Origin of the sequence: Tardiphaga sp. 813_E8_N1_3, from assembly GCF_051811025.1 — a bacterium.
In the GTDB taxonomy this organism is placed as follows: domain Bacteria; phylum Pseudomonadota; class Alphaproteobacteria; order Rhizobiales; family Xanthobacteraceae; genus Tardiphaga.
This window is the reverse complement of sequence record NZ_JBPWQE010000001.1, coordinates 1,162,339-1,177,873: the sequence shown is the minus strand read 5'-3', so window position 1 is coordinate 1,177,873 and position 15,535 is coordinate 1,162,339. Positions and strand designations below refer to the sequence as shown.

General features: G+C 61.1%; 17 protein-coding genes. 5 read left to right on the top strand and 12 right to left on the bottom strand.

What is annotated here, in order from left to right; all coding sequences use genetic code 11:
* Positions 1 to 71: 71 nt before the first annotated feature.
* The 9 genes from AB8A33_RS05545 to AB8A33_RS05505 form a co-directional block, all read right to left on the bottom strand.
* Positions 72 to 1,220, bottom strand: a complete 1,149-nt coding sequence (locus AB8A33_RS05545) for an ABC transporter substrate-binding protein (protein WP_439091862.1) — start codon at positions 1,218 to 1,220, stop codon at positions 72 to 74.
* Positions 1,221 to 1,349: 129 nt separating this feature from the next.
* Complete coding sequence (locus AB8A33_RS05540) at positions 1,350 to 2,111, bottom strand: SDR family NAD(P)-dependent oxidoreductase (protein WP_439091861.1); 762 nt, start codon at positions 2,109 to 2,111, stop codon at positions 1,350 to 1,352.
* Positions 2,112 to 2,159: 48 nt separating this feature from the next.
* Positions 2,160 to 4,043, bottom strand: coding sequence for a feruloyl-CoA synthase (locus AB8A33_RS05535; protein ID WP_439091860.1), 1,884 nt, complete (start codon positions 4,041 to 4,043; stop codon positions 2,160 to 2,162).
* A gap of 65 nt (positions 4,044 to 4,108) precedes the next feature.
* Positions 4,109 to 4,900 carry a crotonase/enoyl-CoA hydratase family protein gene (locus tag AB8A33_RS05530; protein WP_439091859.1) on the bottom strand — a complete coding sequence of 264 codons (792 nt, stop codon included), beginning with the start codon at positions 4,898 to 4,900 and terminating at the stop codon, positions 4,109 to 4,111.
* Between the two features lie 177 nt (positions 4,901 to 5,077).
* The gene (locus AB8A33_RS05525) at positions 5,078 to 6,010 is read right to left on the bottom strand and encodes a cyclase family protein (RefSeq protein ID WP_439091858.1); all 933 of its coding nucleotides are present in this window, start codon (positions 6,008 to 6,010) and stop codon (positions 5,078 to 5,080) included.
* 212 nt (positions 6,011 to 6,222) lie between these two features.
* The gene (locus AB8A33_RS05520; RefSeq protein ID WP_439091857.1) at positions 6,223 to 6,687 is read right to left on the bottom strand and encodes a DUF3237 domain-containing protein; all 465 of its coding nucleotides are present in this window, start codon (positions 6,685 to 6,687) and stop codon (positions 6,223 to 6,225) included.
* A 4-nt stretch (positions 6,688 to 6,691) separates the two neighbouring features.
* On the bottom strand, positions 6,692 to 8,002 hold the full coding sequence (locus AB8A33_RS05515) for a TRAP transporter large permease (protein WP_439091856.1): 1,311 nt from the start codon (positions 8,000 to 8,002) through the stop codon (positions 6,692 to 6,694).
* Positions 8,003 to 8,007: 5 nt separating this feature from the next.
* Positions 8,008 to 8,502, bottom strand: a complete 495-nt coding sequence (locus tag AB8A33_RS05510; protein ID WP_439095863.1) for a TRAP transporter small permease — start codon at positions 8,500 to 8,502, stop codon at positions 8,008 to 8,010.
* 239 nt (positions 8,503 to 8,741) lie between these two features.
* The gene (locus AB8A33_RS05505; protein WP_439091855.1) at positions 8,742 to 9,764 is read right to left on the bottom strand and encodes a TRAP transporter substrate-binding protein; all 1,023 of its coding nucleotides are present in this window, start codon (positions 9,762 to 9,764) and stop codon (positions 8,742 to 8,744) included.
* Positions 9,765 to 9,969: 205 nt separating this feature from the next.
* Here AB8A33_RS05505 and pobA point away from each other — a divergent pair, with 205 nt between their 5' ends.
* Entirely contained in the window at positions 9,970 to 11,142 is a 1,173-nt protein-coding gene (gene pobA, locus AB8A33_RS05500; protein WP_439091854.1) for a 4-hydroxybenzoate 3-monooxygenase, read from the top strand.
* 113 nt (positions 11,143 to 11,255) lie between these two features.
* Entirely contained in the window at positions 11,256 to 11,675 is a 420-nt protein-coding gene (locus AB8A33_RS05495) for a PaaI family thioesterase (protein WP_439091853.1), read from the top strand.
* Positions 11,676 to 11,681: 6 nt separating this feature from the next.
* Here the strand turns inward: AB8A33_RS05495 and AB8A33_RS05490 are convergent, their stop codons facing one another.
* Positions 11,682 to 12,581, bottom strand: coding sequence for a LysR family transcriptional regulator (locus AB8A33_RS05490; protein WP_439091852.1), 900 nt, complete (start codon positions 12,579 to 12,581; stop codon positions 11,682 to 11,684).
* A gap of 124 nt (positions 12,582 to 12,705) precedes the next feature.
* On the opposite strand from AB8A33_RS05490, the gene AB8A33_RS05485 reads away from it, so the two are divergent.
* Positions 12,706 to 13,332 (top strand): pyridoxamine 5'-phosphate oxidase family protein, encoded by a 627-nt coding sequence (locus AB8A33_RS05485; RefSeq protein ID WP_439091851.1) that lies wholly within the window; start codon positions 12,706 to 12,708, stop codon positions 13,330 to 13,332.
* Positions 13,333 to 13,345: 13 nt separating this feature from the next.
* Here the strand turns inward: AB8A33_RS05485 and AB8A33_RS05480 are convergent, their stop codons facing one another.
* Together AB8A33_RS05480 and AB8A33_RS05475 are read right to left on the bottom strand one after the other, a co-directional pair.
* On the bottom strand, positions 13,346 to 14,071 hold the full coding sequence (locus AB8A33_RS05480) for a glutathione S-transferase family protein (RefSeq protein WP_439091850.1): 726 nt from the start codon (positions 14,069 to 14,071) through the stop codon (positions 13,346 to 13,348).
* Positions 14,072 to 14,129: 58 nt separating this feature from the next.
* The gene (locus AB8A33_RS05475) at positions 14,130 to 14,333 is read right to left on the bottom strand and encodes a hypothetical protein (RefSeq protein WP_439091849.1); all 204 of its coding nucleotides are present in this window, start codon (positions 14,331 to 14,333) and stop codon (positions 14,130 to 14,132) included.
* Positions 14,334 to 14,436: 103 nt separating this feature from the next.
* Between AB8A33_RS05475 and AB8A33_RS05470 the strand changes: the two genes are divergently transcribed.
* Together AB8A33_RS05470 and AB8A33_RS05465 are read left to right on the top strand one after the other, a co-directional pair.
* Positions 14,437 to 15,135, top strand: coding sequence for a helix-turn-helix transcriptional regulator (locus AB8A33_RS05470; protein WP_439091848.1), 699 nt, complete (start codon positions 14,437 to 14,439; stop codon positions 15,133 to 15,135).
* Positions 15,136 to 15,195: 60 nt separating this feature from the next.
* Positions 15,196 to 15,525, top strand: coding sequence for a YkgJ family cysteine cluster protein (locus AB8A33_RS05465; protein WP_439091847.1), 330 nt, complete (start codon positions 15,196 to 15,198; stop codon positions 15,523 to 15,525).
* Positions 15,526 to 15,535: the final 10 nt, after the last annotated feature.

The window sequence follows — 15,535 nt, the reverse complement described above, 5'->3', positions numbered from 1 at the left end:
GCCGGCCTTGTTATCGAAAAATGCCGGGGAAGCAAAGGCGCTTAGCGCCCCTGCCCTCTGTCAGATCTGCATTACTGGGCGAGAACGTATTTCCCGTCCTTCACCGTCAGCAGGATGCGCGAGCGCTCATCAAGGCCGTAACGATCCTTTTCAGTGAAGTTGTAGACGCCCTGGGTGGCGGCAATCTCACGCTCGGTGAGCAGCGCTTGGCGGATCGCCTCGCGGAACTCGGGGGTACCGGGCTTTGCGGTCTTTAGCGCCGTCGGAACCACCCGCTTGAGCACCTCGAAAGCGTCGTAGGAATGACCGGCGAACTGGCTGCGGCTGTTGGGACCGTATTTGGCCTCATAGGCGGTGTTGAGCGTCATGCCGGGCTTCTTGGTCAGCGCGGTGTCGGCCTGACCTTCCGGATACATCACCGGGCCGGAGGCCATCAGCACGCCTTCGGCGGCTTTGCCGGCGATGCGGATGAAGTCCATCGAGGCTGCGCCATGGGTCTGGTAGATCAGGCCCTTGTAGCCCTTGTCGCGCAGTTCGGTCTGCGGCAGCGCTGCCGCGGTGCCGGAGGCACCGACCAGGATCGCGTCAGGATTAGCGGCAATCAGCTTCAGCACCTGGCCAGTGACCGACGTATCCGGACGGGCAAAACGCTCTTCGGCCGCGATATTGATGCCCATCGGCACTGCCTGGTTCTTGAGATCGTTGAACCACAGATCGCCATAGCTATCCGAATAGCCAATATAGCCGATGGTCTTGATGCCCTTGGACTTCATGTGGTCGTACATCACCTTGCCGACAATCGGCACCGGCTGCGGCATGGCCACCGACCACTTGGCACGTTCCGGAGTGATCGGCAGCGGCGACAGAGCGAAATGCGGGATACCAGCTTCGTTGGCCACATTGGACACCGCAATGCTGGTTGGCGTCACCGCCGAGCCCATGATGATGTCGGCCTTGGATTCGGTCATGAAACGGCGGGCATTGGTGGTCGCGGTGGTCGGATCCCCGCCATCGTCGAGCACAATGATCTTGAGCGGTACGCCGCCAATTTCCTTGGGCACGAATTCGAGCGCATTACGCTCGGGAATGCCGAGGGCTGCCGCGGGACCCGTGGTCGACGTGGTGATGCCGATGGTGATGTCCGAAGTCTGGGCAATGGCCGGGCCGGCCAATGCCAGCGAAGCGGCGACGGCCGCGATCGCCAAATGATGCTTGGTCATGGGTCTCTCCCTCAAGGTTATTTTTTATGTCGTCAGCTAAATCAAAGTTCGGCTGCTTTATCAGCCCCTTCTTTAGGTCAGTGCGCCCGTACCGGTAAAGGGCTGGCGCACTGATGCTTTGCCGCAGGCTTAACGTGGCGCCATGCGCAACGAGGCGTCGAGCCGGACCACCTCACCGTTGAGATACGGATTGTCGATCATGTGCAGTGCGAGAGACGCAAACTCGTCGGCATGGCCGAGCCGGCGAGGAAACGGGATCGCCGCGGCGAGGCTGTCCTGCGCCTCCTGCGGCAGCCCTGCCAGAAGCGGCGTCATGAACAGGCCCGGCGCGATGGTCAGCACGCGGATGCCGAACTGGGCCATCTCGCGGGCGATGGGAAGTGTCATGCCGACGATGCCACCTTTGGAGGCCGAATAGGCGGACTGGCCGATCTGGCCGTCATAGGCCGCCACCGAGGCCGTCGAGATCACAACGCCGCGCTCGCCGGTCTCCAGCGGCTCCAGCTTGGACATCGGATCGGTCGCCAGACGGATCATGTTGAACGAGCCGATCAGATTGACGCGGATCACCTTGTCGAAATCGCCGAGCGCCATCGGACCATCCCGGCCGATTACGCGCTTGGCAACGCCGATGCCAGCACAATTCACCAGCACGCGCGCCGGACCGTGCGCCTTGGCGGCGGCGGCGACCGCGGCTTCAGCGGAGGCGGCGTCGGACACGTCGCAGGAAATAGCAACACCGCCGATTTCCTTGGCGACGGTTTCGGCGAGCGCGGTGTTGAGATCGAGCAGCGCGACTTTCGCGCCCTCCGCGGCGAGCCTGCGGGCGGTCGCGGCGCCGAGACCGGAAGCGCCACCCGTGACGATAGCGGCCTGGTTCTTCAGTTGCATGATATCCTCCCTTGTTCGATTTCTCTGCCGTTCATTGGCGACCTTCAGCTAGATCGCAATTACTTTCGCAACTTCCGGATTCTCATAAATATCGTCGATCAGCCTTGCGCGATGCTCCAGCACTGCGCGCTGATTGACCGAGCCCTTGTCCGTGACCTCACCGCGATCGATGGACAGCGGGGTGTCGAGCAGCACCGCCTTGGCAATCCGCGTGGATGAACCGGTAGCACCGGCCATAAAACGTGCGAGGCGCTCACGGAACGCGTCGCGGACGATCGGATCATTGGCTGCCGCAGCGAGGTCGCCCGCAGGAAGATCGGGATTGATCACACGGCAGCCATCGAGATCGAGAATAACGAGAGCTGCGAGTTCGTCGCGGTTGATACCTGCGATGACGACATCGCGCACCAGTGGCGCGCAGGTGCCGACGAAGCGCGCGCGAAGCGGGCCGACGCTGACCCAGGTGCCGCTGCCGAGTTTGAAGTCCTCGGAGATACGGCCGTCGAAATCGAAGCCGGCAGAGAGATCATCGGGATCGACGGCCTTCAGCGCATCGCCGAAGATGTAATAACCTTCCTCGTCGAACGCCTTCGCGGTCAGTTCCGGCTCGCGCCAATAGCCCGGCGTGATGTTCGGCCCCTTGGCGCGCACTTCCATCTTGCCGTTGTTAGGCACCAGCTTGGCATCGTTGCCCGGCACCGGGAGACCGACATGGCCGGAACGGCTGGTCACGGGATTGACGCACATGAAGAAGGGCGAGGTCTCGGTCGCGCCAAGACCCGTCAGCATCGGCACGCGCACGCCGGTGGTCTGGACCGACAGTTCATCGAGACTGTCCCAGACATAGGCTGACAGCGCAGCGCCCGAGAAAAACATCGCGTGCAGTCGCGCGAAGAATTTCTCGCGCAGCGTGACGTCCTCGCGCAGATAGGGCAGCAGCGATTCATAGCCCTTGGGAACGTTGAAATAGACCGTCGGCGAAATCTCGCGGAGATTGCGGATGGTCTGCTCGATGCCCGCCGGCGTCGGCTTGCCGTCGTCGAGATACATCGAGCCGCCATTGAACAGCGTCAGCCCAATATTGTGATTTCCGCCGAAAGTGTGATTCCACGGCAGCCAGTCGATGATGACCGGCGGCTCGTCCTTCAGGAAAGCCAGCGTGTCGCGCAGCATGATCTGGTTGGCGCACATCATGCGCTGGGTGTTGATCACAGCCTTCGGATTGCCTGTCGAGCCCGAAGTCAGCAGAAACTTGGCGATTGTGTCAGGACCGATGGCAGCGTTCGCTGCGTCGAGATTGGCTGCCTCCTGCGTCGTAAGAAGCTCGGAGAGCTTTGTCACACCGCGATCCGGCAGCATACCGCGCGACACGACGACTTCGACATCGGCAGGGACATTGAAGCGGATGGCATCCGCGAACAGGTCGCCGTCGTCGACGAACACCAGCCCCGGCGTCAGCAGCTTCATGAGATAGCCGAGCTTGCCGTAGTCCTTCGACACCAGCGAATAGGCCGGCGACACCGGCGCATAGGGGATACCGGCATAGAGCGCGCCAAAAGCGATCAGTGCGTGATCGACCGAATTGCCGGAGAGGATGACGATGGGCCTGTCGGCCGACAGCCCGCGGGCCAGCAGAGCCGAGGCGATGTGGCGCGCCGCGTCCAGCATCTGCGCGTAAGTAACTTCACGCCAGCCGCCGCCTTCCGCGCGCTCAGCCATGAAGACGCGATCCGGCGTCTCCCTGGCCCAGTGATGCAGATAATCGGTGACGCGCTCCGGATAGTCGCCGATGGCATGGGTCGGCCGCAGGTAGATGGTGCCGTTATCGTGGCGCTCGATAGTGACTGCAGGATCGCCATAGGATATCGGCCGCAACGGATGCGCCGCCTCTGCCCGCTTGGTCTGATCGATCTTGTCGGCACCTGCAGACATTGTTTCCGCCCTGTGTATTCGTCTCGATTGTTGCTTTTATTTTTGTTCGTTGTCGTCTTGCCGGATTAGCCGGGTTTCACCTTGCCGGCCTTGCGCTCCAGAAAATCCCTGATGCGATTTTTCGCCTCCTGATCGCTCTGCGCCACTGAGGCCATCAGCGCTTCGAGCATCAGGCCTGTCTGCGGACTGGCTTCGGCGATCAGCGGCAAGGCCTGCAGCACGGCAAAATTTGTCAACGGCGCGTTCTGCGCGACACGTTCGGCAAGCTCTATGGCCTTGGGCAAGGATCCGTCGGCTTCCGTCAGATACTGCGCGAAGCCGAGCGACATGCCCTCTTCCGCCTTATAGACGCGGCCCGTGAGCATCATGTCAGCCATCCGGTGCACACCGATCAGGCGCGGCAGGCGCATCGAACCGCCACCACCAACGAAGATCCCGCGACTGCCTTCCGGCAGCGCATAGTAGACCGAGGGATCGGCAACGCGGATATGCGCAGAGCAAGCCAGTTCAAGCCCGCCGCCGATCACTGCGCCCTGTAGTGCGGCGATCACCGGAACGCGGCAATGCTGGATGATATCGAACACCCGGTGCCACATCCGCGAATGCATCAGGCCGGCCGTCGCGTCGCGCTCGGTGAGTTCGGACAGATCGAGACCCGCGGAAAAATGCCCGCCGATGCCATGCACCACCACCGCGCCGATATCGTCCGGCAGCGACGCGAAGCAACGCTCGATCTCCAGGATCAGTCCATCGTTCAGCGCGTTGCGCTTGGCGGGACGGTTCAGGCCCACGATCAGCACACGGCCCCGGGTTTCGATCTGGAGCATGGCGGCGGCAGCGGCGACGGCTTGGTTCATGAGCGCTATTAGGTCCTAGCTAGAATAATTATATCTTATAACGAATGTCGCATGAGTCAATCTTGCGGTGCAATAGGGGCTGATTTCGTCCTCCAAAAAGTCAGGTATTCCGGTGCACAACAGCGATCCGGTCTCACCTGCCCCGCAGGACAGACCGGATCGCCTCTCCTGCGATGGCTAGCGGATCGCCACCGGGTTAATCATGCTCTGCACACCGCCCTTGAAGCGGGGCTGACCGAGCACAAACAGGAACTCGTAGCCTTTGTCCTTGGCCAGTTCGGATGTGTCCATGTTTTCGAGGATATAGGTCCCGTTCATTGCCAGCAGTATCTGGTGGATTTCAAACACATTGCCAGTTTCGAACGGCAGCACCTCGACGCCCCAAGTATCGGCGCCTACCGCGACGACACCCTTGCTAGTCAGATACTTGGCACCCTCAGCGCCAAGGCCGGGCTCGCCCGCATTGTAGCGTTTATCGTCCTTGCCGAGCAGGCTGAGCCATCCGGTGTGGAACAGCACGACGTCGCCTTGCCTGATCTCGACGCCCTGCGCCTTGGCGACTTCCTCGATTTCCTTGACGTTGAAGGCCGTGCCCTCCTTGACGACGTCAGTCTTGTAGTAAGCCGCCATGTCCAGCAGCACGCCACGGGTGACCAGCGGCGGCACCTTGTCGATGCCGAGCTTCTTAAGGCCAGTGGGATCACCGAAGTCTGCAATTTTGTTGCCGTTATAGTAGACGTGGTTGACGCCAAGATGGCCGAGCCCGTCCATCTGGCTGCCGACGCCGACCCAGCCGTTGAGCATGTCGTCGTTGTAGGTCGCGTGATTGGGACCGAGCCCGGGATTGCCGGCCTGACCGGGCTGTACCACGGTGATCTTGAAACCGCGGGGCGGATAGGCCGGCGTGTCCGCACCCACCGGAATGCCGAGTGCATAGGTCTTCCCAGTCTTCACCAGTTGCGCGGCCGACTTCACCAGGTCGGGTTTCATGTAGTTGGCGGCACCGATTTCGTCGTTCGGCCCCCATTTTGATTTGGTCCAGTCCTGCGCCATCGACGGAACAACCATGACAAGTGAAATGGCAGTTCCAAGCAGATACGCTCTCAGCATCGTCGCCTCCCTATGTTCGCCGGCTTTTTGCCGGTCGATCGGGAGTTAACTACAGAAATTGCGGAGAAAGTAAGCAGAAGGATCGTGAGCCATTACCGCACTCCGTCATGGCCGGGCTCGTCCCGGCCATCCACGCCTTACTGTGCGGCCAAGGCGTGGATGCCCCGGTACAAGGCCGGGCATGACGTGGAGAGGCTTGTGCGAGAGCGTACCTACAGCACCTGATGCACCGCGAGTTCGACGCGGTCGGGATGTCTTGCTCCCACGCCGATGAACAGGTTCTGCATCAGCCAACGATACTTCGGATGCCCTGTCTCGAATTTCGGCACCGAGCGGAAGTAGATCAGCGCGGGATCGACCGCCTCGCCCTGAGCGATGCGATCAAGCGCCTCCTTCGGGCCAAAGCGGACGCCTATATTCTCGATATAGACCACGGCGCCGTCATCGAGTTCGAACGCGTATTTCGCTTCAAGCTCGGTAAAGCCATCCGGGCGGATAATCTGGAAATCCGCGCCGCTTGGATGGATCGTGCCCTTGATGCCCTCGCCTTGCACGGTCCCGCCAAGGACCGGGATGACGCGACGGATGCCATAGCCGAGATCGCCGGCCACGATCGGCGTGCCGACCTTGATCGACAGGCTGAACACGTATTTCGTCGCAAGCTGTGGTGTCGTCATCGCATCATCCTATCATGCGCATCGGCAGCCAGGTGGCGATCAACGGGAACAGGATCAGCAGCACAAGGCGGATCAGGTCGGTAACCACGAAAGGCAAAACGCCTTTGAAAATCGTGGCCATGCTGACGTCCTTGATCACGCTCTTGATAACGAACACGTTCATACCGACCGGCGGATGAATCAGGCCGAGTTCGACAGTCATGACGATGACGATTCCGAACCAGATCGGGTCGAAGCCTAGCGCCATCACCACCGGAAACACGATCGGCACGGTGAGGATCACCATGGCCATGGCGTCCATCAGGCAGCCGAGCACCAGATACATCAGAAGGATCAGCGCCAGCACACCATAGGGGCCGATGCCCAAACCAGTAAGGAATTCGGTGACGTGCTGCGGCGTCTGCGTAATGGTGAGGAAATAACCGAAGCACAGCGCGCCGATCAGCACAGTGAAGACAGCCGCCGCGGTGCGCGTTGCCTGCAACAGCGATTGCAGGATGCCGTCTTTCGTCAGCTTGCCGCGTAACACGCCGATGATGAAGGCGCCGACCGCCCCCACCGCGCCGGCCTCGGTGGGGATGAAGAAACCGCCATAGAGGCCGCCGATCACGAAGACGAACAGCAGCAGCGGCGACCACACATCACGGATCGCAGCAGCCCGTTCGCGCCAGGATGCTTTCGGACCTGCCGGCAGGAAGCCGGGCTTGACCCGGCCGATGACGGCAATGGTGATCATATGCATGACGATGGCGAGCAGACCCGGCACGATACCGGCAATGAACAGCTTGCCGATGTCCTGCTGGGTGATGATGCCATAGACCGCCAGCACCGTGGACGGCGGCAGCATGGCGCCGAGCGTGCCGCCGACGGCGATGACGCCGGTGGCGAAGCTCTGCGGATAATTGAAGCGGCGCATTTCCGGATAGGCCACCGCGGAGAATGTCGCGGCCGTCGCCACCGACGAGCCGGAGATCGCCGCGAAGCCGCCGCAGGCGGCGATGGTGGCAATGCCGAGGCCGCCCTTCCAGTGGCCTACAAACGTATTCGCAGCGCGAAACAGTTCGCGGCTGATGCCGGACACCGAGACGAAGGCGCCCATCAACAGGAACATCGGGATCACGCCGAAAGAATAATCCGTCACCGTGCGCATGGTGGTCTGGCCGACCAGCTTCAGCGCCGGCGCAAAGCCCGTGAGATAGCCGAAGCCCGTAATGCCCACGAGGCCCATCGCCATGCCCACCGGCACACGCAGCAGCATCAGCACAAACAGGCTGACAAAGCCGATAACGGCAACCGCTTCATTGCTGAGGTCCATGCGACTTACTCTGCCGTCTTGATTTTGGGTTCATGCATCTCTTCCGGATGGAAGATCAGCCTGTAAGTACGAATGCCGATCAGCAGCACGGCAGAGACGTCGCCGATCCAGGACAGCAGGAAGAACGGCCAGACCGGCAGCTGCAGATCCATGGTGACAAGATTGCTGCGGTAAGTGTCCGCGACCTTGTCGAACAGTGTGTAGGTCTGCACCGTCACGACGAACAGCAGGACCAATGTTGCGAATACGTCGATCCAGCGCTGATATTTCGGCGTCGCATTGGCCCAGACCAGATCGACGGTGATGTGCGAGCCGCGATAAGAGGTCGCTGCGATGCCCCAGAAGATCAGCACACCCAGCATGAACTGGCCGATATTATAGTAATCGGGGATCGTGACCGCGAAGAATTTGCGCATGAACACCGCGACGAAGGTGTTCAGCGCGACGATGCCGACGAAGAACGCGGCGATCCATTCGATGGAATCGATAAAGCGATCCATCACGTTCTTGCGGGGCGGATCCGGCGGAATGCCGAGGGCGCTGGATTGGGAGATTTCGGACGTGGCGGTCATGATGGATTCGATTTCAGTTCGTCATTCCGGACCAGAAACTTATCATTCCGGGGCGGGCGAAGCCCGCACGAACCCGGAATCTCGACATGGCTGAACACTTCGGGATTCCGGGTTCGCCTCATCGATGCTGACGCACCGATGAAGCGCCCCGGAATGACGGTGTTGGATCAAAGCCCCGCGTCGTGCTTCTTCAGCATCGCCTTGAGATCCGCATCAATGGCATCGGCGTCGCCGCCGGCCTTCTTCACGGCTGCAGCCCAGGCGGCGTTGAGCGGCTGGACGCCCTTCTTCCACTCGGCGAGCTGCTCGGGTGTCAGCTTGTAGACCTCGTGATCCGGCAGCGCCTTCATCTTGGTGCGGCCGTTGGCTTCGAAGTCGACCCAGGGATCGGTGACCTTGGAGGCCCATTCGGGCGTGCAGTGATCGTCGATGATCTTTTTCTGCGCGGGCGACATCGAATTATATTTGGCGAGGTTGATGTTGTAGGTGAACACCGTCGAATAGAGCGGCGCATCGATGTGATACTTCACCACCTTGTCGATGCCGAACAGGAAGATCGATCCCCACGGGAATGCGATCTCGTCGGCCACGCCGCGTTCGATGGCGTCGCGCGATTCCGGCGCCGAGGCCTGGACATTGGTGCCACCGAACAGCTTGACCATCTCGCCGATCGTGCTCTGCGCCGGGCGCACCTTCACGCCGTTCAGATCTGACGGCACGACGATCTTCTTCTTGCCGTGCAACGATCCGGGATCGTGGATGAAGGCGAAGCAGAGTTTCGTGTCTTTCATCTCCGTCTTGGCGTATTTCTGGTACCACTCGTTCAGCGCGAGGGTGCCCTTCTTGCCGTCCGAGAACACGAAGGGCAGCTGGCCCGCGGCCACGATGGGAAAGCGCCCGGGCTGATACCCGGGATTCACGTAAGTGATGTCGGCAATACCGTCACGCGCCATGTCATAATGGTCGAAAGCCTTGCCGAGCTGTTCGGAGGGGAACACCGACATCTTGATGCTGCCGCCCGAGGCCTTTTCGATATCGGCCGCCCAGGCCTGCGTGGCCGGCACCAGCGGATGCGCCGGCGGCACCCATAGCGATACCTTCATATTGACGGTTTTGTCTTGCGCCTGTGCGGGCGTCAGTGCCGGCACGATGCAACCAGCCACCAGCAATGCGAGAATTGCTTTCCTCATCGACGTCTCTCCCTCTGCGTCCGTTCGGACGTGTTCTTTCGAACGTGTTCACCGGACCTTGAACGGCCCTTTGCAAATATTGTTATATGTTATAATCATCTTTGCAAGCAGTGCGACTGCACGTGCTGCGCGGCTAGTGTCGCGACCGCGCTTGACTTGTCAACTCAGTCGGACGACAGAGCCTATATCAACGCGGGAGCAGATGTTGCGCACAAAAGTTGCAATCATTGGAGCTGGTCCGGCTGGAATGTTGCTTGGGCAACTATTGCACGCCTATGGGATCGATAACGTCATTCTCGAGCGCAAGGACCGCGACTATGTCCTCGCCCGCATCCGCGCCGGCGTGCTCGAACAGGGCACCGTTGGCCTCCTTGAAAAGCTGGGGATTACCGAGCGTCTGCACCATGAAGGCCTGATCCATGATGGCATCGAATTGCTGTTCGGCGGAATTCGCCACCGCCTCGACCTGAAGAAAGCGTCTGGCGGCAAGGTCGTCACCGTCTATGGCCAGACCGAAGTCACCCGCGACCTGATGGATGCCCGCGACGCGGCCGGGCTGACCACAGTCTATGACGCCGACAACGTCTCGCTCCATGATTTCGACGGCACAAGCCCGCGCGTCCGCTATGTCAAGGACGGCATAAGCCACGAGATCTCCTGCGATTTCATCGCCGGCTGCGATGGGTTCCACGGCGTGTCACGGCAGAGTGTTCCGGCCTCCGCCATGCAGACTTTCGAGCGCGTCTATCCGTTCGGCTGGCTCGGCCTGCTCTCGGATACGCCGCCAGTGTCGCATGAGCTGATCTACACCAATCACCAACGCGGCTTCGCGCTGTGCTCGATGCGCTCGATGACGCGCAGCCGATATTACGTCCAGTGCTCCCTCGACGAAAAAGTCGAGAACTGGACAGACGACATGTTCTGGGACGAGTTGCGCCGCCGCCTCGACACGGAGGCCGCCGAAAGCCTCATCACTGGCCCGTCGCTGGAAAAGAGCATCGCGCCGCTGCGTAGTTTTGTCGCGGAACCGATGCGCTTCGGAAGGCTCTTTTTGGCCGGCGACGCCGCCCACATCGTGCCGCCGACCGGCGCCAAGGGGCTCAACCTCGCGGCCTCCGACGTCCATTACCTATCGATGGCGCTGCGCGAATTCTACGACGAGAAATCCTCAAGCGGTCTCGACTTCTATTCGGCCATCGCGCTGAAGCGCGTGTGGAAGGCCGTGCGCTTTTCGTGGTGGATGACCTCGATGATGCACCGCTTCCCCGACAATGACGGCTTCGGCACGAAGCTGCAGCAGGCTGAACTCGATTACGTCGTGCATTCGGACGTCGCGACGGCATCGCTGGCGGAGAATTACGTCGGGCTGCCGTATTAGGATCGTAGACGTGCCTTGTTTTAAACGGCCGTCAGACCCGTTTCAAACTTTGTTGGTCTGTCCTTTGCGTGTGCTTTCGCTTCAATAGCGCAAACAATCCAGATGGATGCGCCATGACCGACACCACCATCCCCCACGGCTTCGCGCCACACTATCGCAAAAGCCCCCTCACCGCCCCGTGGGAGCCGATCTATTCCAAGGTGACCGACACCAATGTCATCCTCGGTCTCCGGATCGCCGAAGCGCATACCAATTCGCGCGGCATGGCGCATGGCGGGCTGATCACAGCGCTGGCCGATAATGCGATGGGCCTGAGCTGCGGCCATGTGCTCGGCGGCGGCACACGGCTGCTCACCGTCAATCTCTCCGCCGATTTTCTCGGCTCAGCACAGGTCGGACAATGGCTGCAGATAGACACCGAGGTAATCAAGACCGGCAAACGTCTCTGCTTTGCGCAGGCGCTGATATCAGCGGATGACGAGCCTTGCGCCCGAGCGAATGGCACGTTCAGCGTGGCCCCACCAAAAGTGTAGCGAAAGCTATCGCTTGCTGAAATCCCACAGGCAGGTATCGGCGGCGAGATCGATGAAGACGCGCACTTTCGCCGAGAGTAAGCGCGAGGTCGGATAGACGATGTGGATCGGTACCGCCGGCGGCTCGAACTCCGTGAGCACGCGTTTGAGGCGCCCGGCCGCCAGCGCGTCTGCCGCCTGATAGGCCAGTACGCGGGTCAGGCCGCCACCATGCTCGGCATGCCAGATGGCGGCATCGGCAACGTCGGTCGTGAAACGCGGCATATGCGTGATGCGAATGTCGTCGCCATCCTGCACGAAGCGCCATTCCGGCGTTGATGCAATGACACCAAACTGGATCGTATCGTGCTTCACGATGTCGTCCGGCGTCTTTGGTTGGCCGCGCCGCGCCAGATAATCTGGCGACGCCACAACGACGCGCGGCATGCTGCCGACCTGGCGCGCCACCAGACTAGAATCGGGGAGATGACCGATCCGGACGGCGACATCGATCCCGTCCTCCACCAGGCTGACCATGCGATCGGTCAGCCGCAATTCACCGGATACGTCCGCGTAGCGCTGCAGATAGGCCGAGATCAACGGCGTGACATGCAGGCGTCCGAAGCCAACCGGTGCCGAGACAACCAGACGCCCGCTCGGCCGCGCCCGTTCGGCCTGTGCGGAGCCTTCGGCCTCCTCGATATCCGCGAGAATCTGGCGCGCCCGATGCAGATAGCGCGCGCCGACATCCGTCAGCATGACCGAACGCGTGGTCCGCTGCAGCAGGCGGGCGCCAAGGCGCTCCTCCAGCGCCGCCACCATGCGGGTGACCGCCGAGGCGGAGAATCCGAGCTTGCGGGCCGCAGGCGCAAACCCCTGCAGGTCCGCCACGGCGACGAAGACGGTCATTGCTTCGATCCGATCCATCGGATCATTTCATATATCGCAATAATGAAGTGTCAACTCCAACGATTGTTCTTGCGAGAGGAAGGAGCCACTTTATGGCCTACGGAGAACGCATCCCGTTCGCGGCTCCAACAGGGAGTAAGCCATGTCAGACATCCACACCTATTCCAGCGACATTGCTTTCACGCCGACCGTCAAGGCGATCCAGACCCGCAAGGGGTCGCGTTCCGGCTATGCGCATGTCGAGGAAAACGGCGGCTGGCGCACCGAAGTCGACGACAATCTCGCAGCGTTTCTTGCCGAGGCGAACAGCTTCTTTCTGGCTACCGCCAGCGCTGACGGGCAGCCTTATATGCAGCATCGCGGCGGACCGAAGGGCTTCGTGAAGATCCTCGACAAGCAGACGCTGGCCTTTGCGGACTATAGCGGCAATCGGCAATACATCACCCAGGGCAATCTCGCCGAGAATCCGAAGGCCAACATCTTCATCATGGATTACGCGCATCGCCGACGCGTCAAGCTCTGGGGTACCGCGCGGGTGGTCGAGGACGATCCGGCGCTGTTGGCGTCGCTAATGCCGCAAGGTTATCGTGCCAAGCCCGAACAGGTGATCCTGTTCACGATCGGCGCATGGGACACCAATTGCCCACAGCATATCCCGCAGAAATTCGATGCAGCCGATGTCGCAGCGGCACTGGCAGCCCGCGAAGCACGGATCGTCGAGCTGGAAGCAGAACTGGCGACGCTGAAGGGTGCAGCGTCGCCGCGTTGAAGGCCACGCAGCGTCAGGCAGCGACGCTGCACTGCCAGACGTGCTCGGGATAATACTCTGCCATCATGCGATCGACATAAGCGACGAGATTGCCGTAACGCTGCAACTGACGCTGCAAGGGCGACGGAAACAGCGGCGCCAGGATCCCCGCCAGGACGCCGAATGCGGTTGCGTCGACACCGGCGGGACGGTTGCTCATCAGGTGAGACTTTCCGGCCAGCAGTACCGACAGCGCCATCAGCGAACGATCGGCGAGTTGGAGGGCCTCATCCGCAGGATGCCGGCCAAGACCGTTCGCCAGATGGCTCTGAATGACGGACTTCCGGGCGGATGCACGAATCTCGTCGCGCTGAGCTTCCGGAATGCCGTCGAAGAAGTGGGACGGTCCCTTGGCGAAATTATCGCTATCGACCCAGCGCACCCCGACAAGTGACCAGTAGAGATGATGCTCGATCATCCGCTCGATCGCCCAGGCTTGAGCGCGCTGGGCGAGATCGAGACCCTTATCGAAATCCACGTCGTACTTATGTTCGATGTAGGCGCGAATAAAAGTGGAGTCGGCAATGCACTGAGCCCCGTCGTCGATATAAGGCATCTGTCCTTTCGGCGAATCTTGCGGCCGTGCCGGTTGCTTCTGATAGGGCAAGCCAGCCATCTTGAGCTGGACCTCGGTTTTGGTCACGAAAGGGCTGATTTCAGGCAGGCCAAAGCCGGCGCCAGCACCATGTAGGATGATCATTGCAGTTCTCCTGGTATTGAGAGGACGAGACTAGGCAGCCGCTGCTGCCACCGTGGTGTCAGCAGTGGTCACGCCGGGTCGCACCCACGACCCAGACACGCGTCTGGACCGCCGCGCTGGAAACCATGCGCCAGCCGAGCCCGATCAGGGCCCAGCGGAGGTCTCCGGACAGGACAAAAATTGTGCGTTCGAGCAGCCATACCCGGATGCGCCAGAGCCAGTCATCATGCGAAAATGCCTCGAGGCTATCGAAAGCGGTCATTGCAGAATCCTTCGTTCGTTTGAACCTGGGTCCTGTATGACTGCCCCCTGCTGCCAACATGCTGTCAGCATCGACATCGGCCAACGAAGATAGAGAGACGACCATGAGACGCGCCGATCGCCTGTTTCAGATCATCCAGGTGCTCCGCCGCACGCGGAAGCCGTTGACGGCGGATGCCATTGCCGCCGAACTGGAAACGTCCAAACGAACGATCTATCGCGACATCGCGACGCTGATGGGCCAGCGCGTCCCGATCCGCGGCGAAGCCGGCATGGGCTATATCCTCGAGCGCGGTTTCGACATGCCGCCGCTGATGCTGACGCCCGACGAGATCGAAGCCGCCGTGCTTGGCGCGCAATGGGTGATGGGCCACGCGGATCCGGCCTTGGCCAAGGCGGCACAGGATCTCATTGCGAAGATCGCGGACACCGTGCCCGAGCGCTTGCGCCCCTTCGTGCTGGAACCCGCGAGCCGCGCGCGGCCGGATTTCCACGGCGCCGCCGACAGTATGGATATGGTGCAGATGCGTGCGCATATTCATGCGGGCAAGAAGGTCCGGCTGCTTTACCGGGACGAAGCCGGTCGTAACAGCGAGCGCGTCGTCTGGCCGATCGCAGTGGGTTATCTGGAAGCCGTGCGGCTGCTAGCGGCGTGGTGCGAGCTTCGCAAGGATTTCCGCAGTTTTCGAACCGACCGCGCGATCGAGGCGCATTTCCTCGATGAGAAGTATCCGGAGCGACGCGAAACGCTGCGCAGCAAATGGCGCAAGACACTGAGCTGGGAGCGGCCACAGGATACCTGAAACAGCCGAGCCTGCATCTACGCCGCTGGTGAAACCCGCCCGATCGCGATAAACCGCGGCATGACAAACGACGCAGCCACGATCAGCGAAGCCAGCCCGTGCCAAGCCTGTGGTGCGTGCTGTTCGTATTCCAGCAACTGGCCGCGCTTCACCATCGAAGACGATGCCGATCTCAATCTGATCCCAGCCAAATATGTCAATGATCGTGAGTCGGGAATGCGCTGCGACGGAGACCGCTGCAGCGCGCTGAACGGAAAGGTTGGAGAGGCCACAGCCTGCGGGATTTACGCCGTCAGACCGGACGTGTGCCGGACCTGCATGCCCGGCGATCCCGAATGTGCCATGGCGCGGCGCCGGCACGGGCTGCCAATTCTGGCAGCCGTAGAGTAGTTGATGTCAG